General features: G+C 76.8%; 23 protein-coding genes. 11 read left to right on the top strand and 12 right to left on the bottom strand.

Going from position 1 to position 24,026, the window contains the following annotated elements; all coding sequences use genetic code 11:
* Positions 1-26: 26 nt before the first annotated feature.
* Positions 27-710 (bottom strand): MtrAB system response regulator MtrA, encoded by a 684-nt coding sequence (gene mtrA / locus ACT17Q_RS05690; protein WP_094180486.1) that lies wholly within the window; start codon positions 708-710, stop codon positions 27-29.
* Positions 711-982: 272 nt separating this feature from the next.
* On the opposite strand from mtrA, the gene ACT17Q_RS05685 reads away from it, so the two are divergent.
* Genes ACT17Q_RS05685 through ACT17Q_RS05665 form a run of 5 tightly spaced genes read left to right on the top strand, consistent with a single transcriptional unit; the run spans position 983 to position 6,413 of the window.
* On the top strand, positions 983-2,146 hold the full coding sequence (locus tag ACT17Q_RS05685; protein WP_444665075.1) for a glycerophosphoryl diester phosphodiesterase membrane domain-containing protein: 1,164 nt from the start codon (positions 983-985) through the stop codon (positions 2,144-2,146).
* Positions 2,143-2,826 carry a DUF4129 domain-containing protein gene (locus tag ACT17Q_RS05680; protein ID WP_444665074.1) on the top strand — a complete coding sequence of 228 codons (684 nt, stop codon included), beginning with the start codon at positions 2,143-2,145 and terminating at the stop codon, positions 2,824-2,826. Before ACT17Q_RS05685 ends, ACT17Q_RS05680 begins: the two co-directional genes overlap by 4 nt.
* Positions 2,823-4,013, top strand: a complete 1,191-nt coding sequence (locus ACT17Q_RS05675; RefSeq protein WP_444665073.1) for a DUF4350 domain-containing protein — start codon at positions 2,823-2,825, stop codon at positions 4,011-4,013. The genes ACT17Q_RS05680 and ACT17Q_RS05675 overlap by 4 nt, the downstream gene beginning before the upstream one ends.
* Positions 4,010-5,068, top strand: coding sequence for an AAA family ATPase (locus ACT17Q_RS05670; protein WP_444665072.1), 1,059 nt, complete (start codon positions 4,010-4,012; stop codon positions 5,066-5,068). Before ACT17Q_RS05675 ends, ACT17Q_RS05670 begins: the two co-directional genes overlap by 4 nt.
* Positions 5,069-5,072: 4 nt before the next feature.
* Complete coding sequence (locus ACT17Q_RS05665) at positions 5,073-6,413, top strand: DUF58 domain-containing protein (RefSeq protein ID WP_094180489.1); 1,341 nt, start codon at positions 5,073-5,075, stop codon at positions 6,411-6,413.
* 21 nt (positions 6,414-6,434) lie between these two features.
* Here the strand turns inward: ACT17Q_RS05665 and ACT17Q_RS05660 are convergent, their stop codons facing one another.
* Positions 6,435-7,424: a stage II sporulation protein M gene (locus tag ACT17Q_RS05660; RefSeq protein ID WP_444665071.1), complete on the bottom strand. Its 990-nt coding sequence runs from the start codon at positions 7,422-7,424 to the stop codon at positions 6,435-6,437.
* Between the two features lie 79 nt (positions 7,425-7,503).
* On the opposite strand from ACT17Q_RS05660, the gene ACT17Q_RS05655 reads away from it, so the two are divergent.
* Entirely contained in the window at positions 7,504-8,343 is an 840-nt protein-coding gene (locus tag ACT17Q_RS05655) for an RDD family protein (protein ID WP_232514708.1), read from the top strand.
* Between the two features lie 25 nt (positions 8,344-8,368).
* Here the strand turns inward: ACT17Q_RS05655 and ACT17Q_RS05650 are convergent, their stop codons facing one another.
* The 7 genes from ACT17Q_RS05650 to ACT17Q_RS05620 form a co-directional block, all read right to left on the bottom strand.
* A complete protein-coding gene (locus ACT17Q_RS05650; RefSeq protein WP_444665070.1) occupies positions 8,369-9,667 on the bottom strand; it encodes an SGNH hydrolase domain-containing protein in 1,299 nt (432 codons plus the stop codon).
* Between the two features lie 53 nt (positions 9,668-9,720).
* Positions 9,721-9,912: a hypothetical protein gene (locus ACT17Q_RS05645; protein WP_444665069.1), complete on the bottom strand. Its 192-nt coding sequence runs from the start codon at positions 9,910-9,912 to the stop codon at positions 9,721-9,723.
* Between the two features lie 12 nt (positions 9,913-9,924).
* Entirely contained in the window at positions 9,925-11,124 is a 1,200-nt protein-coding gene (locus ACT17Q_RS05640) for an SGNH hydrolase domain-containing protein (RefSeq protein WP_444665068.1), read from the bottom strand.
* Positions 11,125-11,138: 14 nt separating this feature from the next.
* Positions 11,139-11,357, bottom strand: coding sequence for a Trm112 family protein (locus ACT17Q_RS05635; protein WP_244937602.1), 219 nt, complete (start codon positions 11,355-11,357; stop codon positions 11,139-11,141).
* On the bottom strand, positions 11,354-12,832 hold the full coding sequence (locus ACT17Q_RS05630) for a phosphomannomutase/phosphoglucomutase (protein ID WP_444665067.1): 1,479 nt from the start codon (positions 12,830-12,832) through the stop codon (positions 11,354-11,356). The genes ACT17Q_RS05635 and ACT17Q_RS05630 overlap by 4 nt, the downstream gene beginning before the upstream one ends.
* 82 nt (positions 12,833-12,914) lie before the next feature.
* Positions 12,915-13,187 (bottom strand): hypothetical protein, encoded by a 273-nt coding sequence (locus ACT17Q_RS05625; protein ID WP_444665066.1) that lies wholly within the window; start codon positions 13,185-13,187, stop codon positions 12,915-12,917.
* Between the two features lie 2 nt (positions 13,188-13,189).
* Positions 13,190-13,582: a DUF3499 domain-containing protein gene (locus ACT17Q_RS05620; protein WP_094180495.1), complete on the bottom strand. Its 393-nt coding sequence runs from the start codon at positions 13,580-13,582 to the stop codon at positions 13,190-13,192.
* A gap of 165 nt (positions 13,583-13,747) precedes the next feature.
* Here ACT17Q_RS05620 and ACT17Q_RS05615 point away from each other — a divergent pair, with 165 nt between their 5' ends.
* Positions 13,748-14,233, top strand: a complete 486-nt coding sequence (locus ACT17Q_RS05615; protein ID WP_232514710.1) for a metallopeptidase family protein — start codon at positions 13,748-13,750, stop codon at positions 14,231-14,233.
* Between the two features lie 4 nt (positions 14,234-14,237).
* On the opposite strand, the gene ACT17Q_RS05610 is transcribed toward ACT17Q_RS05615, so the two are convergent.
* From ACT17Q_RS05610 to ACT17Q_RS05600, 3 genes are all read right to left on the bottom strand, one after another.
* Positions 14,238-15,809, bottom strand: a complete 1,572-nt coding sequence (locus ACT17Q_RS05610; RefSeq protein ID WP_444665065.1) for a DUF5719 family protein — start codon at positions 15,807-15,809, stop codon at positions 14,238-14,240.
* Positions 15,809-19,597: a glycosyltransferase gene (locus ACT17Q_RS05605; protein WP_444665064.1), complete on the bottom strand. Its 3,789-nt coding sequence runs from the start codon at positions 19,595-19,597 to the stop codon at positions 15,809-15,811. Before ACT17Q_RS05605 ends, ACT17Q_RS05610 begins: the two co-directional genes overlap by 1 nt.
* 129 nt (positions 19,598-19,726) lie before the next feature.
* Positions 19,727-20,065, bottom strand: coding sequence for a WhiB family transcriptional regulator (locus ACT17Q_RS05600; protein WP_094180498.1), 339 nt, complete (start codon positions 20,063-20,065; stop codon positions 19,727-19,729).
* 261 nt (positions 20,066-20,326) lie between these two features.
* Here ACT17Q_RS05600 and ACT17Q_RS05595 point away from each other — a divergent pair, with 261 nt between their 5' ends.
* From ACT17Q_RS05595 to ACT17Q_RS05580, 4 genes are all read left to right on the top strand, one after another.
* Positions 20,327-21,097 carry a TIGR03089 family protein gene (locus tag ACT17Q_RS05595; RefSeq protein WP_444665063.1) on the top strand — a complete coding sequence of 257 codons (771 nt, stop codon included), beginning with the start codon at positions 20,327-20,329 and terminating at the stop codon, positions 21,095-21,097.
* A 166-nt stretch (positions 21,098-21,263) separates the two neighbouring features.
* Positions 21,264-21,881, top strand: coding sequence for an acyltransferase (locus ACT17Q_RS05590; RefSeq protein ID WP_232514711.1), 618 nt, complete (start codon positions 21,264-21,266; stop codon positions 21,879-21,881).
* On the top strand, positions 21,878-22,978 hold the full coding sequence (locus ACT17Q_RS05585; protein ID WP_094180501.1) for a DegT/DnrJ/EryC1/StrS family aminotransferase: 1,101 nt from the start codon (positions 21,878-21,880) through the stop codon (positions 22,976-22,978). Before ACT17Q_RS05590 ends, ACT17Q_RS05585 begins: the two co-directional genes overlap by 4 nt.
* On the top strand, positions 22,978-23,967 hold the full coding sequence (locus ACT17Q_RS05580) for a Gfo/Idh/MocA family protein (protein ID WP_094182251.1): 990 nt from the start codon (positions 22,978-22,980) through the stop codon (positions 23,965-23,967). The genes ACT17Q_RS05585 and ACT17Q_RS05580 overlap by 1 nt, the downstream gene beginning before the upstream one ends.
* Positions 23,968-24,026: the final 59 nt, after the last annotated feature.

Genomic DNA, 24,026 nt, shown 5'->3' with positions numbered 1-24,026 from the left:
CGCGTGCCCCCCGGCGGTCCCGGCCGTCACGTGGGCGTCACACCTGCCTTGTACCCGACGCCCCGGACGGTCACGACGATCTCCGGCTGCTCGGGGTCGTTCTCGATCTTGCTGCGCAGGCGCTGGACGTGGACGTTGACGAGACGCGTGTCCGCGGCGTGCCGGTACCCCCAGACCTTCTCGAGCAGCACCTCGCGGGTGAACACCTGCCACGGCTTGCGCGCGAGCGCGACGAGGAGGTCGAACTCGAGCGGCGTGAGCGACACCGGGCGGCCGCCGCGCTCGACCCGGTGGCCGGGCACGTCGATCGTCACGTCGCCGATGGTCAGGTGCTCGGGCGCGGGCTCGTCGGACCGGCGCAGGCGGGCGCGCACGCGCGCGACGAGCTCCTTGGGCTTGAACGGCTTGGAGATGTAGTCGTCCGCGCCCGACTCGAGGCCCAGGACGACGTCGACCGTGTCGCTCTTGGCGGTGAGCATGACGATGGGCACGCCCGACTCGGCGCGGATCTGCCGGCACACCTCGTTGCCGTCCTTGCCGGGCAGCATGAGGTCGAGCAGGACGAGGTCCGGCTGGGTCTGGCGGAACACGCCCAGCGCCTCGTCGCCGTCCTCGCAGAACACCGGGTCGAAACCCTCCGACCGCAGCACGATCCCGATCATCTCGGCCAGGGCGGTGTCGTCGTCGACCACCAGCACGCGTCCCTTCATGGCGGCATTGTCGCACCGCGACCCGGCAGCTCCGGGTGATGCCGTGCCGCCGACCGGGTGGATCTGCCTCGCGGGACGCCCGACGTGGCACGATGAGGGCGCGCTCGGCCCCGACCGCGCGCTGCCACGACCGGGCGACCGACCCGGCCACCGACGCGAGGGAGCGACGCTCGATGACGGGCCCGCAGGACGCCGACCAGACGCCCACGTGGGCCGCGCCCGGATCGGCGCCGTCGACACCGCCGACGCCCCCCGCGCCGACCGTGCCCTCCGTGCCAGCCGTGCCCCCTGCGGCCCCCGCGGCGGACGGCTGGGGACCGGCGGCCGGTGCGCAGCCGCCCGCGCCCTACCCTCCCGCCGGCCAGCCGGCGCCCGGCTACGGCACGCCGCCGGGCTACGGTCCCCCGCCCGGGTACGGGCCTCCGCCCGGGTACGGGCCTCCGCCCGGGTACGGCACCACCGCTCCCGGCTACGGCCCCGCGGGCTGGCAGCCGCCCGCCGCGCGCCCGGGGATCATCCCGCTGCGCCCGCTGAACCTCGGCGAGATCCTCGACGGCGCGTTCCGGGCGGTGCGCGCCAACCCGGCGGTCATGTTCGGGCTGTCGTTCGCGGTCGTCGCGGTCGCCGTGCTGCTGCAGGGCGTCCTCACGTGGTACGTCGGCGGCCTGCTCGCGCAGGAGTGGTCCTCGGTCCTCGACGACCCGGTCCTCGTCGACTCGGGCCTGGCCGACGACGGCGCGAGCTCGCTCGGCGCCTCCAGCGCGATGCTGCTGACGCAGCCGGTCACCGCGCTCGCCACCACGATCCTCGTCGGCCTGCTCATCGTGAGCGTCAGCCGCTCGGTCATCGCACGCAAGGCGACCATGTCGCAGGTGCTGCGCTCGGGACGCGTGTGGCACGTCGTCGGCTTCTCGCTGCTGCAGGGCGTCGCGGTCACCCTGGTCGCCGCGGTCGCCATCGGGATCGGCGTGCTGATCGCGACGCAGACCTCGTGGGGCTGGGTGCTCGCGTACGCGCTCCTCGCGGGGCTCGCGTTCGTCGTCGCGGCGCTGTGGTTCGGCGTGCGCACGTTGCTCGTGCCGGCGGCGCTCATGCTCGAGCAGCGCAAGTTCTGGCCGACGGTGGCGCGCGCCTGGCGCCTCACGCGCGGCAGCTTCTGGCGCCTGCTCGGCATCCAGATCCTCACGTACCTCATCGCGAGCGTCGTCGCCTGGGTGGTGCAGTTCCCCGTCACGCTCGTGCTCACGTTCGTCATCGGCTCGACCGACGCGCTGAGCGGCGGGGCGATCGCGGTGACGTCGGTCGGCAACGTGCTCGCGCTGACGCTCACGACCGTCTTCACGGCGACCGTCGTCGCACTGCTGTACATCGACACGCGCATGCGCCGCGAGGGCCTCGACATCGAGCTCGCGCGCGCGGCGGAGCAGGCCGCGTGACGCCAGGCGCGCTGCTCGCACGGGTCCTCGGCGCGGTGGAGCCGCCCGTGACGCCCGACGCCGAGACCGCACGCCGCTGGGCCGTCGAGGAGCTCGCGAGCCCGGAGTACCAGGACCGACGCTCGGTCCTCGAGCGGCTGCTGGAGTGGCTGCAGCGGCAGTTCTCGGACATGCAGGGCGTCTCGCTCGACGGGCCCGTGGTCGCGCTCGTGCTGGTCGGCGCGGTGGCGCTGGCGCTGCTGGTGGCGTGGTGGGTCGCCGGTCCGGTGCGCAGCGGGCGCGCGTCCGCGACCCGTACGGTGCTCGACCACGACGACACGCGCACCGCCGCGCAGCTGCGCGCCGCGGCGGACGCGGCCGCGCGTGCGGGTGACTGGACCACGGCGGTGCTCGAGCGGTTCCGCGCCGTCGTACGCGACCTCGAGGAGCGCGCGGTGCTCGACGAGCGTCCCGGGCGCACCGCGCACGAGGCCACGCTCGACGCGGGCGCCCGGCTGCCCGACGTCGCCGCGGAGCTCGTCGCGGGCGGCACGCTGTTCGACGACGTGGCGTACGGCGGCCGGACCGCGACGCGCGTCGACGACGACCGGCTCCGCGCGCTCGTCGTCGCGGTCGGCGCCGCGCGGCCGACCGCGACCGCGGGCACCGCGTACCACGGCGCGGTGGCGGTGCCGCGATGAGCACCACGGACGTGCACGCCGGCAGCCACCCGGCCGGTGTCGTCGGCGACGGGACGACGACGCGCTCGCGCGCCGCCGGCCGCTGGCGGCGCCTGCGGGTCCCGCTCGCGCTCGTCGCGGCGCTCCTGGTGATCGGTCTGCTCGCCGCGCTGCCCGAGCCGCGCACCTCGACCACGCCGCTCGCACCGGACAACCCGGGACCGACGGGTGCACGGGCCGTCGCGCAGATCCTCGGGCGGCACGGCGTGGACGTGCGGTACACGCGCCGGTTCGCCGACGTCGTCGCGGCCGACGCCCCGGGCGTGACCGTCGCGGTGCTCGGCGAGTCCGCGCTCGGTGACGCACAGGTCGACGCGCTGCGCGGCCTCGGGGCGGACCTCGTGCTCGTCGGCACACCGTGGACGGCCGAGCAGGTCGCCGGGATCCGCGGCGGCTTCGGCGCCACGAGCGACGCCCCGCGGCCGGCCCGCTGCGACGACCCCGACGCGCGCGCCGCGGGCACGGTCGTCTCGACCGGTGCGCTGGTCGCCGCGCCCGGCCAGGTCGGTTGCTTCCCCTCGGCGGGGGCGTCGGTCGCGTACGTCGTGGCGCAGGTCGACGGCCGCCGTGTCGCGGCGCTCGGCAGCGCGGACCTCCTGACGAACGACCACCTTCAGACCGCCGGCAACGCCGCGCTCGCGCTGCGGGTGCTGGGTCGCGGCGAACGGCTCGTCTGGTACCTGCCGTCCTGGGACGACCCGTGGGACGGAACGGCGTCCGACGAGACGCTCGCGAGCACGATGCCCCCGTGGACCGGGCCGCTGCTGTGGATGCTCGCGCTCGTCGTCGTGGTCGCGGGCGTGTGGCGCGGACGACGGTTCGGGCGGCTCGTCGTCGAGCCGCTGCCCGTCGTCGTGCGGGCCGGCGAGACGACGCGTGGCCGCGGACGGCTGTACCGCCGGGGCCGCGCGCACGGGCACGCGGCGGCCGCCCTGCGCGCCGCGACCGCGAGCCGGTGCGCCGCGCGGCTCGGCCTGCCGCGCTCGGCCGCCGCACCCGACGTGATCGACGCGGTCGCGCGCGCCACGGGACGCGACGCGGCCGGCGTCGAGGAGCTGCTGTACGGCCCGCCACCGACCACCGACTCCGCGCTGGCCCAGCTGGCCGGCCGGCTCGACACCCTGGAGAGCGAGGTTCACCGATCGTGACCGACGACGTGACCGTCCCCCCGAGCAGCCCCCCGAGCAGCCCCCCGAGCCCCCCGGCCCCCCCGGCCGGCGGGCAGCCCGCCGCACCCGCGGGGTTCGCGCCCAGCGTCGAGCTGCGCCAGGCGCTCGCCGACGTGCGCGCCGAGGTCGCGAAGGCCGTCGTGGGCCAGGACGCCGCGGTGTCCGGCCTGGTGATCGCGCTGCTGTGCCGCGGGCACGTGCTGCTCGAGGGCGTCCCCGGCGTCGCCAAGACGCTGCTGGTGCGCACGCTCGCGGCGAGCCTCCAGCTCGAGACCAAGCGCGTGCAGTTCACGCCCGACCTCATGCCGGGCGACGTCACCGGGTCGCTCGTGTACGACGCCCGGACCGCGCAGTTCTCGTTCCGGGCGGGGCCGGTGTTCACCAACCTCCTGCTCGCGGACGAGATCAACCGCACGCCCCCCAAGACGCAGTCCTCGCTGCTCGAGGCGATGGAGGAGCGGCAGGTCTCGGTCGACGGCGAGCCGCGCCGCCTGCCCGACCCGTTCCTCGTGATCGCGACGCAGAACCCCGTGGAGTACGAGGGCACGTACCCGCTGCCGGAGGCGCAGCTCGACCGCTTCCTGCTCAAGCTCACGCTGCCGCTCCCGGAGCGCGAGGACGAGGTCGAGGTGCTCGCGCGGCACGCCGCGGGCTTCGACCCGCGCGACCTGGCGGCCGCGGGCGTGCGGCCCGTCGCGGACCAGGCGGTGCTCGACCGTGCGCGGGCCGAGGTGGCGCGCGTGCAGGTGGCGCGCGAGGTGCTCGGGTACGCCGTCGACGTGTGCCGCGGGACGCGGCGGTCCCCCTCGCTGTCGCTCGGCGTCTCGCCGCGTGGCGCCACGGCGCTGCTCGCGACGGCCCGCGCGTGGGCGTGGCTGTCCGGGCGGGCGTACGTGACGCCGGACGACGTGAAGGCGCTCGCGCACCCGACGCTGCGGCACCGCGTGCAGCTGCGGGCGGAGGCCGAGCTCGAGGGCGTGACGGCGGAGACCGTGCTCGACACGGTCCTCGCCTCGGTCCCCGTCCCGCGCTGACGACGTGGCGGTGACCTGGCGGGCCGTGCTGCTCGCCGCGCTCGGGATCCCCGTGGTCCTGCTCGTCCCGATGTCCGGGACGGTGATCGTGTGGGCCGTGCTCGTCGTGCTCGCGTGCGGCGTGGACGCCTGGCTCGCGGCGTCACCGCGCGAGGTCGCGGTGCGTCGCGAGGTGCCGGCGTCCGTGCGGCTCGGCGAGCCGGTCCGCTCGACGGTCACGCTCACGCACGTCGGCGGTCGTCGGCGCCTGCGTGCGCACGTGCGGGACGCCTGGCCGCCGTCGGCCGGTGCGACCCCGGGCGGCGACCCCGGCACCGGGGGGCGTGGCGCGCAGACGCACCCGGACCGGCACGCGGTGGACCTGGCCCCGGGCGACGCACGGCGCGTCCGCACGCTGCTCGTCCCGACGCGCCGCGGCGACCTGCGGGGCGACCGCGTGACGATCCGCGCGTGGGGGCCGCTGGGACTCGCCGCGCGCCAGGCGTCCGTGGACGTGCCCACGCGGCTGCGCGTGCTGCCCGCGTTCCGCTCCCGGCGCCATCTCGCCTCGCGCCTCGCCCGGCTGCGCGAGCTCGACGGGCGCGCCGCGGTGCAGATCCGCGGTGCGGGGACCGAGTTCGACTCGCTCCGCGAGTACGTCATGGGCGACGACGTGCGTTCGATCGACTGGCGCGCGTCGGCGCGTCGTGCCGACGTCGTGGTCCGCACGTGGCGGCCCGAGCGGGACCGGCGCGTGATGATCGTGCTGGACACCGGCCGGACGTCGGCCGTGCGCGTGCAGGACGAGCCGCGCCTCGACGCGGGCATCGAGGCCGCGCTGCTGCTGTCCGCACTCGCGCAGCACGCGGGCGACCGCGTCGAGCTGCTGGCCTACGACCGGCGCGTGCGCGCGCGGGTCGCCGGGACGTCCGGACCGCGGCTCATGCCCGCCCTGGCGGACCAGCTCGCGGGCGTGACGCCCGCGCTCGTGGAGACGGACTGGCCCGGGGTCGTGGCGCAGGTGCGTGCCCGGATGTCGCAGCGCGCGCTCGTCGTGCTCCTGACGACGCTGGAGCCCGTGGTCGTCGAGCACGGGCTGCTCGACGTCGTCGCCGGGCTGGCCGACCGGCACCAGGTGGTCGTCGCGTCGGTCGCCGACCCGGAGGTCGCGGAGCTGGCGCGCGGACGCGCGGACGCGACGGCCGTGTTCGACGCGGCCGCCGCCGAGCGCGCCGGCCTCGAGCGTGCGGCGGTCGCGGTGCGCCTGCGTCAGCGCGGCGCCGAGGTGGTCGAGGGGCTGCCGGACGACCTCGCACCGCGGCTCGCGGACACCTACCTGGCGCTCAAGGCCGCCGGCCGGCTCTGAGCCGCGGCCTGGCGGCCCGTCTCAGCCCGCGGTCGCCAGGGCGTACCCGGCGCGGTCGTCGGTGAGGTCGCCCGTCTCCCCTGCCCGCACGGCGCGTCCACCCAGGACGATCGTGTACGTCCAGAACGCCGCGAGCGCGAGCGCGCCGATGACGATCTTCACCCACCACCACAGGCCCGACCCGGTCACGAAACCCTCGACGAGGCCCGACAGCCCGAGGACACCGACCAGCCCGATCGCCGCGGTGAACAGCGCACGGGCCTCCTGCGACAGGGCGCGCCCACGCGTGCGTGGCCCGGGCGCGACCCACGCCCAGAAGACCTTGAGCCCGGCGGCGCCGGCGACGAACACGGCCGTGAGCTCGAGCAGCCCGTGGGGGGCGATGAGCGTCAGGAACACGTCCAGCGCGCCGTGCGCGGACATCATGCCGCCGATGTTGCCGATCGCGACCGCGTTGGACCACAGGAAGTACACCGGCCCGACGCCGGTGACGCCCGTGCCCACGCAGATCGCCGCGAGCAGCGCGTTGTGGGTCCACACCGTGGCCGCGAAGCCCACGCCCGGGTCGTAGTAGGAGGCGAACGCGTCGTCGACGTACTCCTGCCGCGCCGCGGGCGTGCCCATCGCCGCGAGCGCGTCCGGGTCCGTCGCGACCCACACGCCCGCGACCAGCGCGACCGCGACGAACGCGACCATCACGGCCACGGTCCACCAGCGCAGGCGGTAGAACGCCGCGGGCACGGTCACGACGACGAACCGCACGACCTCCCGCCAGGACGGCTCGTGCGTGCCCGCGACCGCCGCCCGGGCCCGGGCGACGAGCTGCGAGAGCTGGGCGACGGTCTCCGGGTCGGGTGCGGCCGAGCGGATCGTCGACAGGTCGGTCGCGGCGGCCTGGTAGAGCCGCACGAGCTCGTCGGCCTCCGCTCCCGTACGCCGCCGGATGCGCGTGAGGTCGTCCAGCCGCTGCCAGGACGCGGCGTGCACCGCCTGGTAGGCGTCGAGGTCCATGCGGCACAGCCTGCCATCCCGCCCGACCCGCTAGGGTGCGGACGCGGGGTGAGCGGGTCGGGAGACGAGGGGGCCGGAGGTGAGCGGGCTGGACGTCGGGGCGGACACGATCGTCATCGGTGAGGCCGTCGAGCTCGACGCGCGGTCGGCGTCGGTGCTCTCGCGCCTGCTCGGCGCGCTCATCGACCTGGCCGTGCTGGTCGTCGTGCTGATCGCCGCCGCGATGCTGCTCGCGAACGTCGTGCGGATCACGGCGTCCGAGGCCGTCGCGAGCGTCGGCGGGACGGTGATGGTCGCGTTCCTGCTGATCGGGCTGCCGACGCTCGTCGACACGCTCACGCGCGGGCGCTCGCTCGGCAAGCTCGCGGTGGGCATCCGCATCGTGCGCGACGACGGTGGCCCGATCGTGTTCCGTCAGGCGCTCGTGCGCGCGCTCACCGGGGTGGTCGAGCTGTGGCTCACGTTCGGCTCGGTCGCGCTGATCACGTCGATGGTCCACCCGCGCGGCAAGCGGGTCGGTGACGTGCTGGCCGGGACGTACGCGGTGCGGGTGCGGGGTGGCTCACCCTCGCGGGCGCCGCTCGTCATGCCCCCGCACCTGGCCGCGTGGGCGCGCTCCGCGGACGTCGCACGCCTGCCCGACGGTCTCGCGCTGTCGACGCGGCAGTTCCTCGGGCGCGCGCCGCGTCTGCACCTGGGCTCGCGCGTCGAGCTCGGCACGCGTCTCACGCAGGAGGTGCAACGCTACGTGCACCCGCTGCCGCCTGCCGGGACGCATCCTGAGGCCTTCCTCGCCGCGGTCCTGGCCGAGCGACGGGACCGCGAGCTGGTCGCGGAGCACCGGGCCGCCGAGCGTCGCGACCGTGAGGCGGCGCTCCTGCACCGTCTGCCGCACGGCGTCCCGGACCCCCGGTCCTGACGGCCCGCCGGGTGGGGCGCGGCGCTCAGAGCGCCGCGGCGATGCGGTCGAGCCGGTACGGCGCGAGCGTGCGGCTCATCGTCGCCGACAGGTGGTGCCGGTCCCGGTACGCCATCACGTGCCCGACCACGGGCCGGCACACCGACGACGTGCACAGGAGCGACGTGGTGTCGACGAGCACGCTGCCGGGCACCAGCGCGTGGGCCTTGCGCAGCGGGTCGGGGGTCGCGAGCGCGACGTCGCGCGGTGTGCGGCAGGCGAGCGCGACGCGCACGGTCGTGGCGCCCGTGGCGCACGTGAGGGCCGACCGGCTCATGGTGGGGTTGTCGACGATCGCGACGACGAGCGTGCCCGCCTCCTGCAGGCGGCGCCACGCGACGGCCATCGCGTCGGGCGTCGCGCCCGTCTCGCGGTAGCCCGTCACGACCACGACGTCGTACCGCCCGGCGACGAGCCGGCGCAGCAGGTCGGCGCGGCGCAGGTGGCACGCGTGCTCGGCCGGCCCCGGGTCGGCGAGCAGGCAGCCCTGCGCGACGTACGTGTCGAGCCGCCAGTTCAGCCGCGCCGCGGAGTCCCGCAGCCCGGGGAGCGTCATGGCCCCGTGCGAGTCGCCCGTGACCGCGACGCGCAGCGCATCCCGCGACCGGGACCCGTACGTGCACGAGCGCACGCGCTCCGTCACGGCGGCGACGTAGCAGGAGAACGCGCCCCCGGTGTCGTCCTGCCACCCGTCGCGGCGCGGGTCGGGGCGGATGCTGCCCGACAGGTCGGGGTTGGTGCACGGACGGTCGCGGGGGTCCATCGCGGCCGCGCCGAGGCACGCGACCCCCGTGCCCAGGACGCGCGTGAGGTCCCCGTACGCGCCCACGTCCAGCGCGCCGCTGGCGACCCACGGCCGCCCGTACCAGGCCGGGGCGACCACCCGGTACTGACGGTTCCCGAGCGCGTCGGGCCGCACGCGCAGGTCGAACCCGCCGCGCGAGCCCGTGCGGGCGCGCGCCACCGTGACCCACGAGCCCGCGGTCCATCGCTGCAGCACGACCGGTGCCTGGTCGGCCGCGGGCAGCACGCGGCCCGAGAACACGCGCAGCGTCCCCGGCCCGCCGGTCCCGCGGGCCGCGAAGCCGGTGACGCGCCGCGACGTCGTGGCGGCCGCCTCGGTGCCCGCTCGCGCGGCACCGCCCGTCGTCGCGCGCGTGGACGCGCCTGCGGCAGAGCCGTCCGCTCGGGCCGCCGGAGCCGGTACCCCGACCGCGAGCAGCGCGACGAGCGCGACGAGCGCGACGAGGGCACCGGGCAGGCGCGTGCGGCGCAGGGCGCTCATGAGGTCCTCCTGGGCGGTACGGGGTCGCGTCGGGTCCGGAGGCTGGGGAGGTCTCATCCGACGATGCCGCGCTCCCCCGCGGCGCGCGCGTCGAGCGCCGCCACCACCGGCCCCAGACGGTACGCGAGGATCGAGCGGCCGAACGTCGCCGACAGGTGGTGCAGGTCCCGGTACGCCATGACGTGCCCGACGACGGGCCGACAGTCGGCGGCGCCGCACATGAGGTCGACCGTGTCGACGAGCACCGTCCCGGGCGCCTACGCGTGCGCGGCGAGCAGCGGGTCGGGCGGCTGGAGCGCCGCCGCGCGCGGCATCGCGCACGCGACCACCTGCGCGACCGTGGCGGCCGGGTTCGTGGCGCAAGCGAGCGTGGCGTCGTCGAGCTTCGGTCCGTCACCGATCACCGTGACCACCGCGCCGGTGCCGAGCAGCCGCCGCAGCGCCAGCGCGATCGCGTCCGGCGCCGCCGCGGTCTGCCGGTAGCCGGTGAGGATGACGACGTCGTACCGCCCGCCCAGCAGCCGGCGCAGCAGGTCGCCGCGGCGGAAGTGGCACTCGTCGTCGACCGGCCCGGGGTCGGCGAGCAGGCAGCGCGCCGCCGCGTAGCTGTGCAGCCGCCAGTTGAGCCGCTCGGCCTGGTCCCGCAGCCCGGGCAGCACCATCGCCGCGTGCGAGTCGCCGACGAGAGCGACCCGCAGCGCGTCGGGGCGCGTGGACCCGTAGTCGCACCGCTCCACGGGGACGTCCGTCTCGCCGTGGAAGCACGCGAAGGCGCCGTTGGTGTCCCGGTGCCAGCCCACGCCGCGGCGCGGGTCGGGCATCAGCCGGCCCGCGAGGTCGGGGTTCTCGCACCCGGGCTGGGCGAACGCGACCGCGCCCTGGCACGGCTCGTCGGGCGGCAGGACCTCGCGCAGGTCGCCGTAGGCGCCCACGTCGATCGCGTCGCTCGCGACCCGGGGCTGCCCGAGCCAGTGCGGCGCGACCACCCGGTACTGCGCGTTGCCGAGCCCGCCCGTCACGAGCCGCAGCGTGAACGCACCGTCGACGCGTGCCCGGCCGCGGTCGACCGTCTGCCACCCGGCGGGCGTCCACCGCTGCAGCGCGACGGGCGCCCCGGCGGCGGCGGGCCGCACGTGCCCGGCGACGTCACGCGCGCTCCCCGGCCCGCCCGTGCCGGTCACGACCACGTCCGCGACCGCCCGACCGGCGCGCGCGGCGACGGGCAGCGACGGTGCCCGCGCGGCGGTCTGGTCGCGGGCGTCCGCGCGGTCGCCGCCCGCGCGCGAGCCCGTCGCGCCGGCCACCGCCGGCACCGCACCGACCGGCGCTGCACCGACCGGCATCGCACCGACCGGCATCGCACCGATCAGCACAGCACCGATCACGACCGCGGCCAGCAGGACCGCGGCGAGCTGCGTGAGCGTCGGCGTACGGGCGGCCCGCGCGGCGGGCCGCACGCCCCGCGTCGTCGTCAGCGCGCCGGCAGCGGCGTCGCGGCGGACTCCAGCAGGACGGGGATGCCGTCGCGCACGGGGTACCGCAGCGGACGCTGCGGGTCCGTGGAGTCCAGGCACGGCGCGCCCTCCTCGTCCGTCGCGTCCACCAGAGTCGCGCCCGTCACGGGGCAGCGCAGCAGGTCGCGTGCCCACGCCTCGATCCCGCCGCTCGCGGCGGTCAGGTCGGGGCTCACGCCGCACCCCCGGCGTACGCGGGCTCGCCCTGCCGCACGAGCGCGAGCACGTCGTCGCGCACCTTCTCCATGATGTCGGCGTCCGCGGCCTCGACGTTGAGCCGCAGGAGCGGCTCGGTGTTGGACGCGCGCAGGTTGAACCACCAGCGCGGGTGGGAGTCCCAGTGCGAGACCGTCAGGCCGTCGAGCTCGTCGACCGTCACCGGGCCGGCGCCCTGACGCGTCACGTACGCGTCGACGACGCGCGCACGCGCGTCCGGCACGGACACGACGCGCGAGTTGATCTCGCCCGACGCGACGTACGGCTGGTAGGAGTCCGCGAGCGCGGACAGCGGGTGGGGCTGGCCGCCGAGCGCCGCGAGCACGTGCAGCGCGGCGAGCATGCCGGTGTCGGCGAAGAAGAAGTCGCGGAAGTAGTAGTGCGCGCTGTGCTCGCCGCCGAACACCGCCTCGTGCTCGGCCATCTGCGCCTTGATGAACGAGTGGCCGACGCGGGTGCGCACGGTGCGCGCTCCCGCGGCCTGCAGCAGGTCGGGCACGACCTGCGACGTGATGAGGTTGTGGATCACGGTCGACTCGCGGCCCGCCGCCTGCTCCCGCGCGACCTCGCGCAGCCCGACGAGCGCGGTGATCGCCGACGGGGAGACGGGGTCGCCCTGCTCGTCGACGACGAAGCAGCGGTCGGCGTCGCCGTCGAACGCGAGGCCGATGTCCGCCCCGTGCTCGACGACGGCCTTCTGCAGGTCCACGAGGTTCGCGGGCTCGAGGGGGTTCGCCTCGTGGTTCGGGAACGTGCCGTCGAGCTCGAAGTACAGCGGGACGACGTCGAGCGGCAGCTCGGGCAGGCACGCGGCCGTGCCCAGGACCGCGGGGGCCGTGTACCCGCCCATGCCGTTGCCCGCGTCAACCACGACCTTCAGGGGCCGGATGCCCGACAGGTCGACGAGCGACCGCAGGAACGCCGCGTAGTCCGCGAGCATCTCCCGCTCGGTGACCGCGCCGCGCTCGTCGTCGCCGACCTGCGGCACCTCGCCCGCGAGGTAGTCGCCCGCGAGGTCCCGGACCGCCGCGAGGCCCGTGTCCTGGCCCACCGGGCGCGCACCCGCGCGGCACAGCTTGATGCCGTTGTACCGGGCCGGGTTGTGGCTCGCGGTGAACATCGCCCCCGGGATGCCGAGGCTGCCCGACGCGAAGTACAGGCCGTCGGTCGAGCACAGCCCGATCGTCACGACGTCGACGCCGCGACCTGCGAGGCCGTCGGCGAAGCCGGCCACGAGCTCGGGGCCCGAGGGGCGCATGTCGTTGCCCACGACGACGGCCGGCCTGGATCCCGCCGGCGTCTCGGGGATCACGACGACGTCGGCGAACGCCGCGCCGATCGCTCGCGTGACGCGCGCGTCGAGCTCGTCGGGGACGACCCCTCGCACGTCGTACGCCTTGATGAACGCGGACAGGTCGACTCGTTCGGCACTCACCGGGGCATCGTATCGGGGAACGGTCGAACCGCCGGACGTCGGACGCGCTGCGGCGCACGCCCCGCGCACCCGGGGCGGGACGTCACGCGCCGCCCGTCACCTCGTCGCGGGACAGCGGCGTCCCGTCACCCTCCAGGGCGAACCAGTTGGTCACCTCGCACGACGGGCAGGAGACGAACGTCGCCTGACGCGTGTCCGGCAGCGCCATGCGGATGCGGGTCAAGCGGGTCTCGCCGCACCCGAGGCACTCCTGCGTCCCGGGCGGCAGCGCGCCCCGCGGCTGGCTGATGGAGCCCAACGGCTCCGGCGCCGCGGCCGCGCGCGCGCGTGCGGCGTTCCCCCTGCGACGTGCCACTGCTAGACCGTCCCCTCGCCCACGTCCGCGCCTGCCCCTCGCAGCACCCGCAGGTGCCCACGACGCGGGGCGTCGGCGAGCGCCGCCGGCTCGGGCACGCCCGGTGCCACCACCGGCTCGGGCGCGCGCCCTGCCTCGCGCACGGCGTCCGCGAGCGCGAGCAGGTCGTCGCGGCTCGGCGCGAGCGGCTCGAACTCCGGGAGCAGCCGGACGACCTCCCACCCGCGGGGCGCGGTGAGGCGCTCGGCGTGCGGGACGCACAGGTCGTAGGAGTGCGGCTCGGCGTGCTGGGCGAGCGGGCCGAGCACGGCTGTCGAGTCCGCGTACACGTAGGTCAGCGTCGCGACGGCCGGGCGGCCGCACGCGGTGCGCGAGCACTGCCGGACGGATCTCACGGGCTGAACCTACCCCGCCGCGCGCGGGGCGTCGCGCGTCCACGCCGCTCGTCGCCGCGCAGCGCCCCGCCACGACCACGACCGGCCGCCGTCCTGTCGCGCCTGGCCCGCCTCCCCCGCCCGCCGCGGCGGTCCCGTGCTCGTCCAGCGACTATCGTGCGGAGCGTGAGCACGTCTTCGCCCGACCGTGCCGGACGCCGCGCGCTCGGCCCGCGCGAGGCGCCGGCGGTCCAGCCCGTACGGCGCCGTGACCGGCGCGGCCGCGGGCTGCGCGGACCCCTGATGCCGACCACGATGCCCGCGTACCGCACGCGTGCGCAGCGGTTCGACGACCTCGTGCTCGACGCCGTCGAGCACCTCGAGCGGCGCTGGGCACGCCAGCTCGAGGGCACCGAGTTCGCGGTCGAGGACGTTCCGCCGTCCAACCCGGCACCGTGGGAGCACGGCGGTGTCCCGCTCGGTCGCTACTTCCCCGCCGACGCGGGGCTGCCCGCGCGGGTCGTCGTGTACCGCCGGCCGGTCGAGGGGCGGGCGCACGACCCGCTCGACCTCGCGGACCTGGTGCGCGACGTCGTCGTCGAGCAGGTCGCGCACATGCTGGGCCGCGCGCCCGAGGACGTGGACCCGACGTACGGCGACGACGCGCGCTGACGCGTCAGCGGGTCCCCAGGCGCGGGTCCTCGCGCACCTCGGTCGCGCCGGACACGAGGTCCGCCGGCACCGGGACGAGCACCGAGAGCAGCGTGCCGTCCGGCCGGTCGACCTGGGCGACGAGCCCACCGGCGAGCCACGCACCGCCGTCCGGCATGACCTGCACACCGCGCACGCGCGTGCCTGCGGGGACGAGCTGCGTCAGGTCCCACGCGGCGGTCCGGCCGAGCGCCAGCTCGACCCGCTCGCGCACGACGGGCTCCCCGTCCGGGCCGAGCACGCGCACCTCGGCGGTCGCGGTGCCGTCGGCGTCGAGCGCACCCGAGCGTGCCACCGCACCCAGCACGAGCGTGCCCGTGGCGCGGTCCGGCACGGCCACGACCTGCGCGTCGGTGGCCGCCGCCGCGTCGGGCGCCGGCACCGAGGGGACCCACGCCCGCTCGCGCGTCGCGACGTCCGGGTCCTGCTGCGTCGGGGCACCCGGCCGAGCGAGCATCGCGCTCGCGACGACCGCACGGTCCGCCTCGACGACGAGCGTGTACGCGCCGGCGGGCAGTCCGCCGAGCGGCACGTCGGTCACCACGCCCGGCTCGAGCACGAGCTCGCCCGCGCCCGGCAGGTCCTCGACCCCGTCGGGGCCCAGCAGTCGCACGCGCGCCGTCGTCGTCCCACCGCCCGGCGCGAGCAGCCGCACCGCCCCCGCGTCGGGGTCGTCGACCTCGGTGGCCAGGACCGCCACGCCGGGCACGACCTGGCGCCGCGACGGCGGCGCGCTCGCGACCACGAGGTCCGTGCCCGTCGGGGTGAAGCCGTCGAGCGTGGAGTCCTGCACGTGCGCCGTGACCCGCCCGCCCGTCGCGGTGACGTGGACCGCGACCCGCCGCTCCTGCGGCGCGAGACCGCCGAGCACGACGACGCGCTCGGCCCCGGGCGCGACCAGGTACTGCTCGGTGTCGAGGTCGACCGGACCCGTGGCGCCGTACACGTCGAGGTGCACGACCGCCGCGGTCGACCCGGCGTTCTGCAGGACGAGCAGCGCCGTCGCGCCCAGCTCGGTCGAGCCGCCGAGGAGCCACGCGTCGGTCGTCGGCGCCTGGCACGACGCGGCGGCGAGGCCGCGCAGGTCGCCCGCGGTCACGTAGGCCGACGTCGCGGCGGCGACGGACGCGGGGTCGTCGGTCGGCTCCGCCTGCACGACGAGGGGCTCGGTCACCCAGCGCGACGTCGTCGAGCTCGCGCCCGCGCCGAACCGCTCAGCCACGACGCCGCCCCCGAGGTCGGTCACCGCACCGCCGCCGCTCGACGTCGCGACCGCGACGAGCGAGGTCAGCGGTGTCACCGGGACCGGGTCGAACGCGTCTCCCGCGTCCCGCTCCTGCGGCAGCACGAGCGGTCCCGCGCACACCAGGCGCGTCGGGGAGAACGGCACGTCGACGAGCGCGCCCGGGACCGTCACCTCGTCGGTCGCCGGGGACGGCAGCCCGGAGCCGAGGACGGCGACCCCGGCGACCAGCGCCGCCACCGCCGCCCCGGACACGAGCCGCACCGCGGTCACCGCCGTCAGCCGCGCACCCATCAGCCCGCCCTCCGTCGTCGTACCGGCATCGCGAGCAGCACCGTCAGGGCCAGGACGACCACCTGGACGACGAGCCACGTGGTGCGCTGCGGGGCGTCGTGCCCGACCTCGAGGTGACCACCCTGCGGACCGAGCTCGAACGTCTGCCGCCAGCCGTTGTCGACCGAGCGCAGCGGGACGCCGTCGAGGGTCGCGTGCCAGTGGGGGTCGGCACGCTCGGCGAGGACGAGGAGGCGGCCGGGGTCACCGTCGGCGACGCGCGTGTCGACCGAGCGTCCGCGCGCGGGCACCGCGACCGCGTCCGTCGCCGGGTCCCGCACGTCGCCGCCCGGGACGGTGCGCGCCCACGCGGTGACCACGTCGACGGCCTCGCCGCCACCGGCGGGTGCCGCCGGCTGCACGCGCCACAGGATCCCGGAGGCGTTCTGGGTGACGCGCTCGAGACCGGCGGTCGAGTCGAGCTCCGCGACGAGCGCGTCCCGCTCGCGATCCGCGGCGGCCTCGCCCTCCTCGGACAAACCGTCGGGCAGCACCGGCACGAGCACGTCGCCGACCGCGAGCGCCGCGAGGGGCCCGGCGACGTCGCCGCTCGCACCCGCCGCGAGGCGCGCGACGAGCGCGTCGACCTCGTCGGTCGCCGCGTCCGTCCCGGCGCCGTGCGGCGCGTCCGCCGGGCCCGCGACCGCGCGCGTCTCGACCGCGGCCGCGACGTCCACGAGCTGCGGGCCGTCCGCGCGCAGGAGCTGCCACGTGACCGCGCCGTCGGCCGCCCGCGCGATCGCCAGCACGCGGGACGCGTTCGCCGAGCCCTGCGCCTGCCGCCCGACCGCGGGCACGACCGTGCGCTCGGTGGCCGTCACGGCGAGCGCCGAGCCGTCGCGCGCCTGCACACCCCACCCCGCGAGCCACACCACCGGGACGGCGAGCGCGACGACCGCGACCAGCCCGACCCCGGCCTGCCGCCAGCCGAACGCGTACCGCGAGAGCCGCGCGAGCATCCCGTCGGCGCCCAGCAGCGCCGCGAGCACCAGGCCCAGCAGCGCGAGCGACAGCGCCGGGCCCGTCCAGCCGTAGGCGACCACGCCGTCCTGCACGCCCACGGGCAGCAGCGCGACGGCGGTCGCGGCCGCGAGCGCGACCGCCGCGACCGCCCAGCCGAGCCGCACGCCGCGCGCGACCCGGCCGCGCAGCAGCGCGAGGACCGCGAGTCCGAGCACGACCGCGCCGAGCGCGAGCGGCCAGGCACGCGTGACCGCGCCGTCCGGCACGCTCTGCGGCACCAGCGCACCCGCGGCGCTCGGCAGCCCCAGCAGGCGCTCGAACGCCCCCTCGGGGCGGGTCGCGACGCTCAGGCCGGGGTCCGCGACGAGCAGCCGCAGGCCGGCGGCGCCGCGCGTGAACGCCTCGACGAGCACGGGTCCCGACACGACCAGCGCGGGCACGACGACGAACGCGACCCGGCGCCGGTGCCGCGGTGCGCACGCCGCCGCGACGAGGACCGCGAGCACACCGGGGACCAGCAGCGCCGGGGCACCCGCGACCACGCCGGCGAACGCGAGCGCGGCCGCGGCCGCGGCGGTCACCGATCCCGTCGGGCGGGCGGCGGCACCCACCCAGTCGGCGGGGTCGGCGGACGTCACGGGTCGCGGGCGGGTCCCCCGCGAGCGGTCGGCGCGCGCCTCGGCACGCTCGTCGCGGCGCGAGCGACGGGTCGCGTTGGTGACCGGCGCCCGGACGGCGGCCGTCCCGTCCTCGGCCGTGTCATCGGACCGCTCGTCGTCGGACCGCTCGTCGTCGGACCGCTCGTCGGCTCGCTCGTCGGACCGCTCGTCGGACCGCTCGTCGGGTCGCTGCTCGCCGTCGGAGCCCTCGTCCGCCGCCCGTCCGCCCGCGCGCTCGTCGTCCCGGCGGCGCGCGGTCGCCAGACCGGACAGCACCAGGTCCACGCGCTGGACGCCGACCGCGCGCGCGATCCCGAGCGCGACCCACGGCAGCAGCACGTGCGCCAGGACCGGCCCGAGCCGGCCGTCACCGACCGCGAGCAGCAGCGCAGGCGCTCCCGCCCACACGACCGCGGCCCACGCGCGCGACGTCACCGCGCGCGTCGCGGCACCCGCGGCAGCCCACGCGCCCAGACCCGCGAGCAGCACCGAACCGAGCATGACGAGCGCCACGCCCACCGACGGGCGTCCGCCCGCGAGGGTCGTCGGCACGACGAGCGCGCCCAGCAGCGGGTCCACGGGCCCCGGCTCACCCAGCCCGCCGGACACCCAGCTCGACGTCGCGGCGGCCCACAGGTCACCCAGACCGTCGGCGAGCGGCAGCAGCCCGCCGCCGACCAGCCGCGCCCCACGGCCGACCGCCGCGACCAGCGGGCCGAACGCGACGGCGGACACCGCGACGAGCGCGACCGCGACGGTCGCGAGGCCCGCACGGCGGCGCGTCGCGAGCGCCGCGAGCTCGCGCAGCTCGAGCTCCGAGGGCGCCTGCACCACGCGCCGCGCCTCGCGCCGGGCGAGCCGGCGGTCGCGCGCCTGGCGCCAGACGTCGCGCCACGTCGCCTGCAGGGGCCGCAGCGCGCGACGCGGCAGCCGGCGCGTGCGGCGGGCACGCCGGCGCGCGGCGGCGACCGCCGCCGGACGCGCGAGCGCCTCGAGCGGGCCGCGCAGCTCGTCGACCGCCAGCCCGGGCTGCTTCGCGGCGACCTGCACGAGCGATCGCACCACCGCACTGACGAGCGCGAGCACGACGACGACCGGGACGAACACCAGCGGCGCGGTGACCAGTCTCTGGTGGGTCAGCGCCCGGCGGCGGGCCGCGAACGAGCGGCGCGGGTCCGCGCTGTCGTCCTCGCCGTCGCCGTCCGCGTCGCGCCCGGACGGGCCCGTCCCGCGCAGGCCCAGGTAGGACGCCTGCGCGTGCCGCACCACGGCGCTCGGCACGACGACGACGCGGTGCCCCGCGAGCCGCGCCCGGCGGGACAGGTCGAGCCCGTCGCCGAACGGCCCGAGCGCGGGGTCGGGTCCACCGAGCTCGTCCCACGCGTCGCGGCGCACGAGCGCACCCGCGGTCCCGACGCCGAGGACGTCGTCGCGCGCGTCGTGCTGGCCCTGGTCGAGCTCCCCCGGCTCGACGTCCGTCATGCGCCGCCCGGACCGGTCGGTGCGCACCCCCAGCTCGAGCAGCCGGACGGGGTCGGTCCACGTGTGCTGCTTGGCCCCCGCGATCACGACCGACGGTGCGCGGGCGACCGCGCGCGCGAGCTCGGCGAGCGCGGTCGGCTCGGGCGCGCTGTCGTCGTGCAGGAGCCACAGCCACGTGGTGCGTGCGCCGTCGTCGGACGCGAGCGCGTCGCGGACCGCCTGCCCGAACGTGCGGGCGTGCGGGGCCTGCAGGACCCGCACCTGCGGGAGCGGGCCGGTGTGCGCGGACGCCGCGACCGCGAACGCGCGCTCGACCGTGAGGGGCAGCGGGCCCTGCGGGTCGTCGGTGCGCGGTGCGACGTCGACGACGAGCACGCGGGACGGCCGACGGGACTGACCCGCGAGCGCGTCGAGCGTCGCTGCCAGGTACGGCGTGCGCCCGCGGGTGACGAGGACCGCGGTCACCGACGTCGTCGTCGGGATCGAGCTCGTCGTCGTCGAGCTCGTCGTCGGGGTCGAGCTCGTCGGGGTCGCAGCGCTTGCCGCTGCGCCGAGGTCGACGGCGGGTGCGCCCGGGCCGGTCGTCGGGTCAGGCGTCGTCGCGGGGTGCGCCGCGGGGTCGTGCGGCGGGCGGGTGGAGTTCATGCTCGGGCCATGATGCACGCCGGGGCCGTGGGTGCCGGGACCGACTCGCCACGCTCCCCCGACCGGCCGCCGCACGCTCGGGGCGCGGCGCGGGACAGGACCCGCACCCGCACCGAGGCGCTCGGGCGGTCAGACGACGCGACGCTTGAGCTTGCGGCGCTCGCGCTCGGACAGGCCGCCCCAGATGCCGAAGCGCTCGTCGTTCTCGAGGGCGTACTCGAGGCACTCCGCTCGCACGTCGCAGCCCGAGCACACCTTCTTGGCCTCGCGCGTCGAACCGCCCTTCTCGGGGAAGAACGCCTCCGGGTCGGTCTGGGCGCACAGTGCGCGCTCCTGCCAGCCCATCGGGCCGTCGTCGTCCGGCGTGCCGAACAGCGACAGGACGTTCGACGCCGCGACGGGCGCCTGGCGGTGCGCGTCGGAGGGGAACTCGGACGTGGCCCCGTCATCGTCGAGCAGGTTCCACATGCGTGCCTCCGGTGGTGCTTGGATCTGATGATCGACTGGTCGAGGCTCGAGCTGTGCGGCCCCTGCGGCGGGCCGCCGTCGACGGCCGTGTCCACCGGTGCTGCGCCAGTTGGTTCTCGGACAATCCGAATTACACGCGTGTCGTTCCTAGGCGTCAACCGGGGGCGTGGTAGTTGTCCCGGTTTGTCGGGTGAACTTTCACATTCTGGCCACGCGGTCGGCGCGCCGCGGCTCCGGCGAGCCCCCTCTAGGGTGACGAGCATGCCCTCGCACACCCCCGCGCCGCGTGACCCGGCCGCACTCCTGCAGCTCCTGACGGCCGACCCGGGACGGCCTCGGCTCACGTGGTACGGCGACGACGGCGAGCGCGTCGAGCTGTCCGGGGCGGTGCTCGCGAACTGGGTCGCCAAGACCACCAACCTGCTCGTCGAGGAGCTCGACGCGGGCCCGGGGACCGGCGTCGGCAGCGACCTGCCACCGCACTGGCGCACCGTGCTGTGGGCGCTCGCGACCTGGCGTGCGGGTGCCACGCTCGTCGTCCCCGGCGACGCGACCGCGCGCGTGGGCGACGACGTCGACGTCCTGCTCACGACGAGCCCGCCGGAGCCCGCCCCGCGCGCCGCGCTCGTCGTCGTGACCCTCGCCGCGCTCGCGCGGCGCGCCGACGGACCGCTCCCCGCCGGCGCCGTGGACGCCGCGGCCGCCGTCATGACGTACGCCGACCAGCTCGGCTGGGTGCCCCCCGCGGACCCGGCGCGCGCGGCACTCGCCACGGACCCGCAGGACCCGGCCGCCACGGTGCGGCACGCCGAGCTCGCGGCCTGGTGGTCCGGCGAGGACGCGGACCGCCCCCGCGTGCTGCTCGCGCCGCGCCCGGACGTCGCCGGCTGGCTGCGCGACGTGCTGCGGGTGCTCGCGGCCGACGGCTCCGTGGTCCTGCTCTCGCCCGCGCGCGCCGCGGGCCTCGCGCAGGACGCCGCCGCGCTCGAGCGGCTCGTCGCCACCGAGCGGGTCACCCGCACGCAACCGTGACCGTGACCGTGACCCCACGGAACCGTGACCGCACGGAACCATGACCGCACCCGCGTGCCTGGGACCTCCCGTCCCCGGCGGACGGCCCCGCGTCGGTACGCTGTGCGAGGTCCCGGCACCCCGCCGGGACCGTCCCGACCCGCTGCCCCGACCGGAGAACTGCCTGGTGAACGTGCGCATCGTGGCGTCCGCTGACGTCGATCCCACCGCGACGATCGGCGACGGGACGTCCGTCTGGCACCTCGCGCAGGTCCGTGACGGGGCGACGCTCGGTGCGGGCTGCGTCGTCGGACGCGGCGCCTACATCGGCTCCGGCGTGCGGATCGGCGAGAACTGCAAGGTGCAGAACTACGCGCTCGTGTACGAGCCCGCGGTGCTCGAGGACGGCGTGTTCGTCGGGCCCGCAGCGGTGCTGACCAACGACGAGTTCCCGCGTGCGGTGAACCCCGACGGCACGGCCAAGAGCGCGCACGACTGGACGGCGGTGGGCGTCACGCTGCGCGAGGGCGCGTCGGTCGGCGCGCGCGCCGTGTGCGTCGCGCCCGTGACGGTCGGACGCTGGGCCACGGTCGCCGCCGGTGCGGTCGTGACGAGGGACGTGCCGGACTACGCGCTCGTCGCGGGTGTCCCGGCGCGCCGGCTCAAGTGGGTGGGACGCGCGGGGGTCCCGCTCGAGGACGCCGGCGGCGGCGTGTTCCGCTGCCCCACCACGGGCGAGGTCTACGACGAGCACGACGGCGTGCTGACGCGACGTGCGTCGGCGGACGAGGAGCAGGACGCATGAGCGCAACGACGCCCACCACGATCCCGGCGGCCAAGCCGCTCATCGGTGACGAGGAGCGCGCCGCGGTCGACCGCGTGCTGCGCTCCGGGATGATCGCGCAGGGACCCGAGGTCGCCGCGTTCGAGAAGGAGTTCGGCGAGGCGCTCGTCGGCGGCCGCGCGTGCGTCGCGGTCAGCTCCGGCACCACCGGCCTGCACCTCGGCCTGCTGGCCGCGGGCATCGGCCCGGGCGACGAGGTGATCGTCCCGTCGTTCACGTTCGCCGCGACCGCGAACTCGGTCGCGCTCACGGGCGCGACCCCGGTGTTCGCCGACATCGACCCGCGGACCTACTGCCTGGACCCGGCGTCGGTCGAGGCCGCGATCACCGAGCGCACCGCCGCGATCATGCCGGTGCACCTGTACGGCCACCCCGCGGACGTCACGGCCCTCGGCGCGCTCGCGCAGGCGCACGGCCTGCAGCTGTTCGAGGACGCCGCGCAGGCGCACGGCGCGACGTGGCAGGGCGCGCCGGTCGGCTCGTTCGGCACGTTCGCGATGTTCTCGCTCTACCCGACGAAGAACATGACGTCCGGCGAGGGCGGCATGGTCTCGTGCGCGACGCCCGAGGTCGTGCGCCAGGTCCAGCTCCTGCGCAACCAGGGCATGGAGCGCCGCTACGAGAACGAGGTCGTCGGGTTCAACGCGCGCATGACCGACGTGCACGCCGCGATCGGCCGCGTGCAGCTCGGCAAGCTGCCCGGCTGGACCGCGCAGCGCCAGGCGAACGCCGCTTTCCTGTCCGAGCACCTCGAGGGTGTCGGTGTCCCGTACGTCGCGCCGGGCGCGACGCACGTCTGGCACCAGTACACGATCCGTGTCCCGCACGACCGCGACGGGTTCGCGAAGGCCCTGCTCGCCGAGCACGGCGTCGGCTCGGGCGTGTACTACCCGATCCCGAACCACCAGCTCCCCTCGTTCGGCCTCGAGTTCGACCTGCCGGTCACCCGCGAGGCGTGCGAGCAGGTGCTGTCCCTGCCGGTGCACCCGGCGCTGAGCGCCGAGGACCTCGAGCGCGTCGTAGCGGGCGTCAACGCGGTCGCGAAGGCGGGTGCGTGATGGCGAACCTGCGCGCCGGGCTCATCGGCCTGGGGATGATGGGGCGCCACCACGCGCGGGTCCTGCGCTCGCTGGACGGCGTCGACCTCGTGGCGGTCGCGGACCCGAGCGGCGACCGGCACGGCGTCGCGGGCGGGCTGCCCGTGGGTCGCTCCGTCGAGGACCTCATCGCCGCGGGCGTCGACTACGTCACCGCCGCGGTCCCGACGACGCTGCACGAGCAGGTCGCGATCACGCTCGCCGAGGCGGGCGTGCACTGCCTCGTCGAGAAGCCGCTCGCCCCCGACACCGCGGCCGCGCAGCGCGTCGCTGACGCGTTCGCCTCACGCGGGCTCGTCGGCGCCGTCGGGCACATCGAGCGCTACAACCCCTCGCTCCAGCACCTGCGCGAGCGGCTCGCCGGGGGCGAGCTCGGCGAGGTGTACCAGGTGGTCACGCGTCGGCAGGGCCCGTTCCCGGCGCGCATCGCCGACGTCGGCGTGGTCAAGGACCTCGCGACGCACGACATCGACCTCACCGCGTGGGTCACGCAGTCGTCGTTCGTGTCCGTCGCGGCGCAGACCTCGCTGCAGAGCGGCCGCGAGCACGAGGACCTCGTCGCGGTCGTCGGCAAGCTCGCCGACGGGACCGTCACCAGCCACCTCGTGAACTGGCTGTCGCCGTTCAAGGAGCGCGTCACGGTGGTCACCGGCGAGCGGGGCGCGTTCGTCGCCGACACGCTCACCGCCGACCTGACGTTCTACGCCAACGGCACGGTCCCGACGACGTGGGAGTCGATCGCCAAGTTCCGCGGAGTGAGCGAGGGCGACGTCGTGCGGTTCGCGATCCCGAAGCCCGAGCCGCTGCGCACCGAGCACGAGGCGTTCCGCGACGCGGTGCTCGGCAAGGAGGTCGACATCGTCACGATGCAGGACGGCCTCGCGACCGTGCGTGTCGCGGAGGCCGTGCTGCGCTCGGCCGCGACGGGCACGACGCAGCTCCTCGACTGATCCCGCACCGGACGACGACGCGCGCGGTCCCCACCACGGGGGCCGCGCGCGTCGTCGTC

It is taken from the genome of Cellulomonas sp. CW35 (genome assembly GCF_052378485.1).
Lineage (GTDB): Bacteria > Actinomycetota > Actinomycetes > Actinomycetales > Cellulomonadaceae > Cellulomonas > Cellulomonas uda.
The sequence above is the reverse complement of the archived record's forward strand: the minus strand, read 5'-3'. Positions and strand labels throughout refer to the sequence as shown.

Bases quoted from the DNA above. Each gene is read 5' to 3' on its own strand.
- ACT17Q_RS05595 (WP_444665063.1), top strand. From the start codon at position 20,327: ATGCCCTCGCACACCCCCGCGCCGCGTGACCCGGCCGCACTCCTGCAG.
- ACT17Q_RS05675 (WP_444665073.1), top strand. From the start codon at position 2,823: ATGAGCACCACGGACGTGCACGCCGGCAGCCACCCGGCCGGTGTCGTC.
- ACT17Q_RS05660 (WP_444665071.1), bottom strand. From the start codon at position 7,424: ATGGACCTCGACGCCTACCAGGCGGTGCACGCCGCGTCCTGGCAGCGG.
- ACT17Q_RS05580 (WP_094182251.1), top strand. From the start codon at position 22,978: ATGGCGAACCTGCGCGCCGGGCTCATCGGCCTGGGGATGATGGGGCGC.
- mtrA (WP_094180486.1), bottom strand. From the start codon at position 710: ATGAAGGGACGCGTGCTGGTGGTCGACGACGACACCGCCCTGGCCGAG.
- ACT17Q_RS05650 (WP_444665070.1), bottom strand. From the start codon at position 9,667: ATGAGCGCCCTGCGCCGCACGCGCCTGCCCGGTGCCCTCGTCGCGCTC.
- ACT17Q_RS05585 (WP_094180501.1), top strand. From the start codon at position 21,878: ATGAGCGCAACGACGCCCACCACGATCCCGGCGGCCAAGCCGCTCATC.
- ACT17Q_RS05600 (WP_094180498.1), bottom strand. From the start codon at position 20,065: ATGTGGAACCTGCTCGACGATGACGGGGCCACGTCCGAGTTCCCCTCC.
- ACT17Q_RS05605 (WP_444665064.1), bottom strand. From the start codon at position 19,597: ATGAACTCCACCCGCCCGCCGCACGACCCCGCGGCGCACCCCGCGACG.
- ACT17Q_RS05610 (WP_444665065.1), bottom strand. From the start codon at position 15,809: ATGGGTGCGCGGCTGACGGCGGTGACCGCGGTGCGGCTCGTGTCCGGG.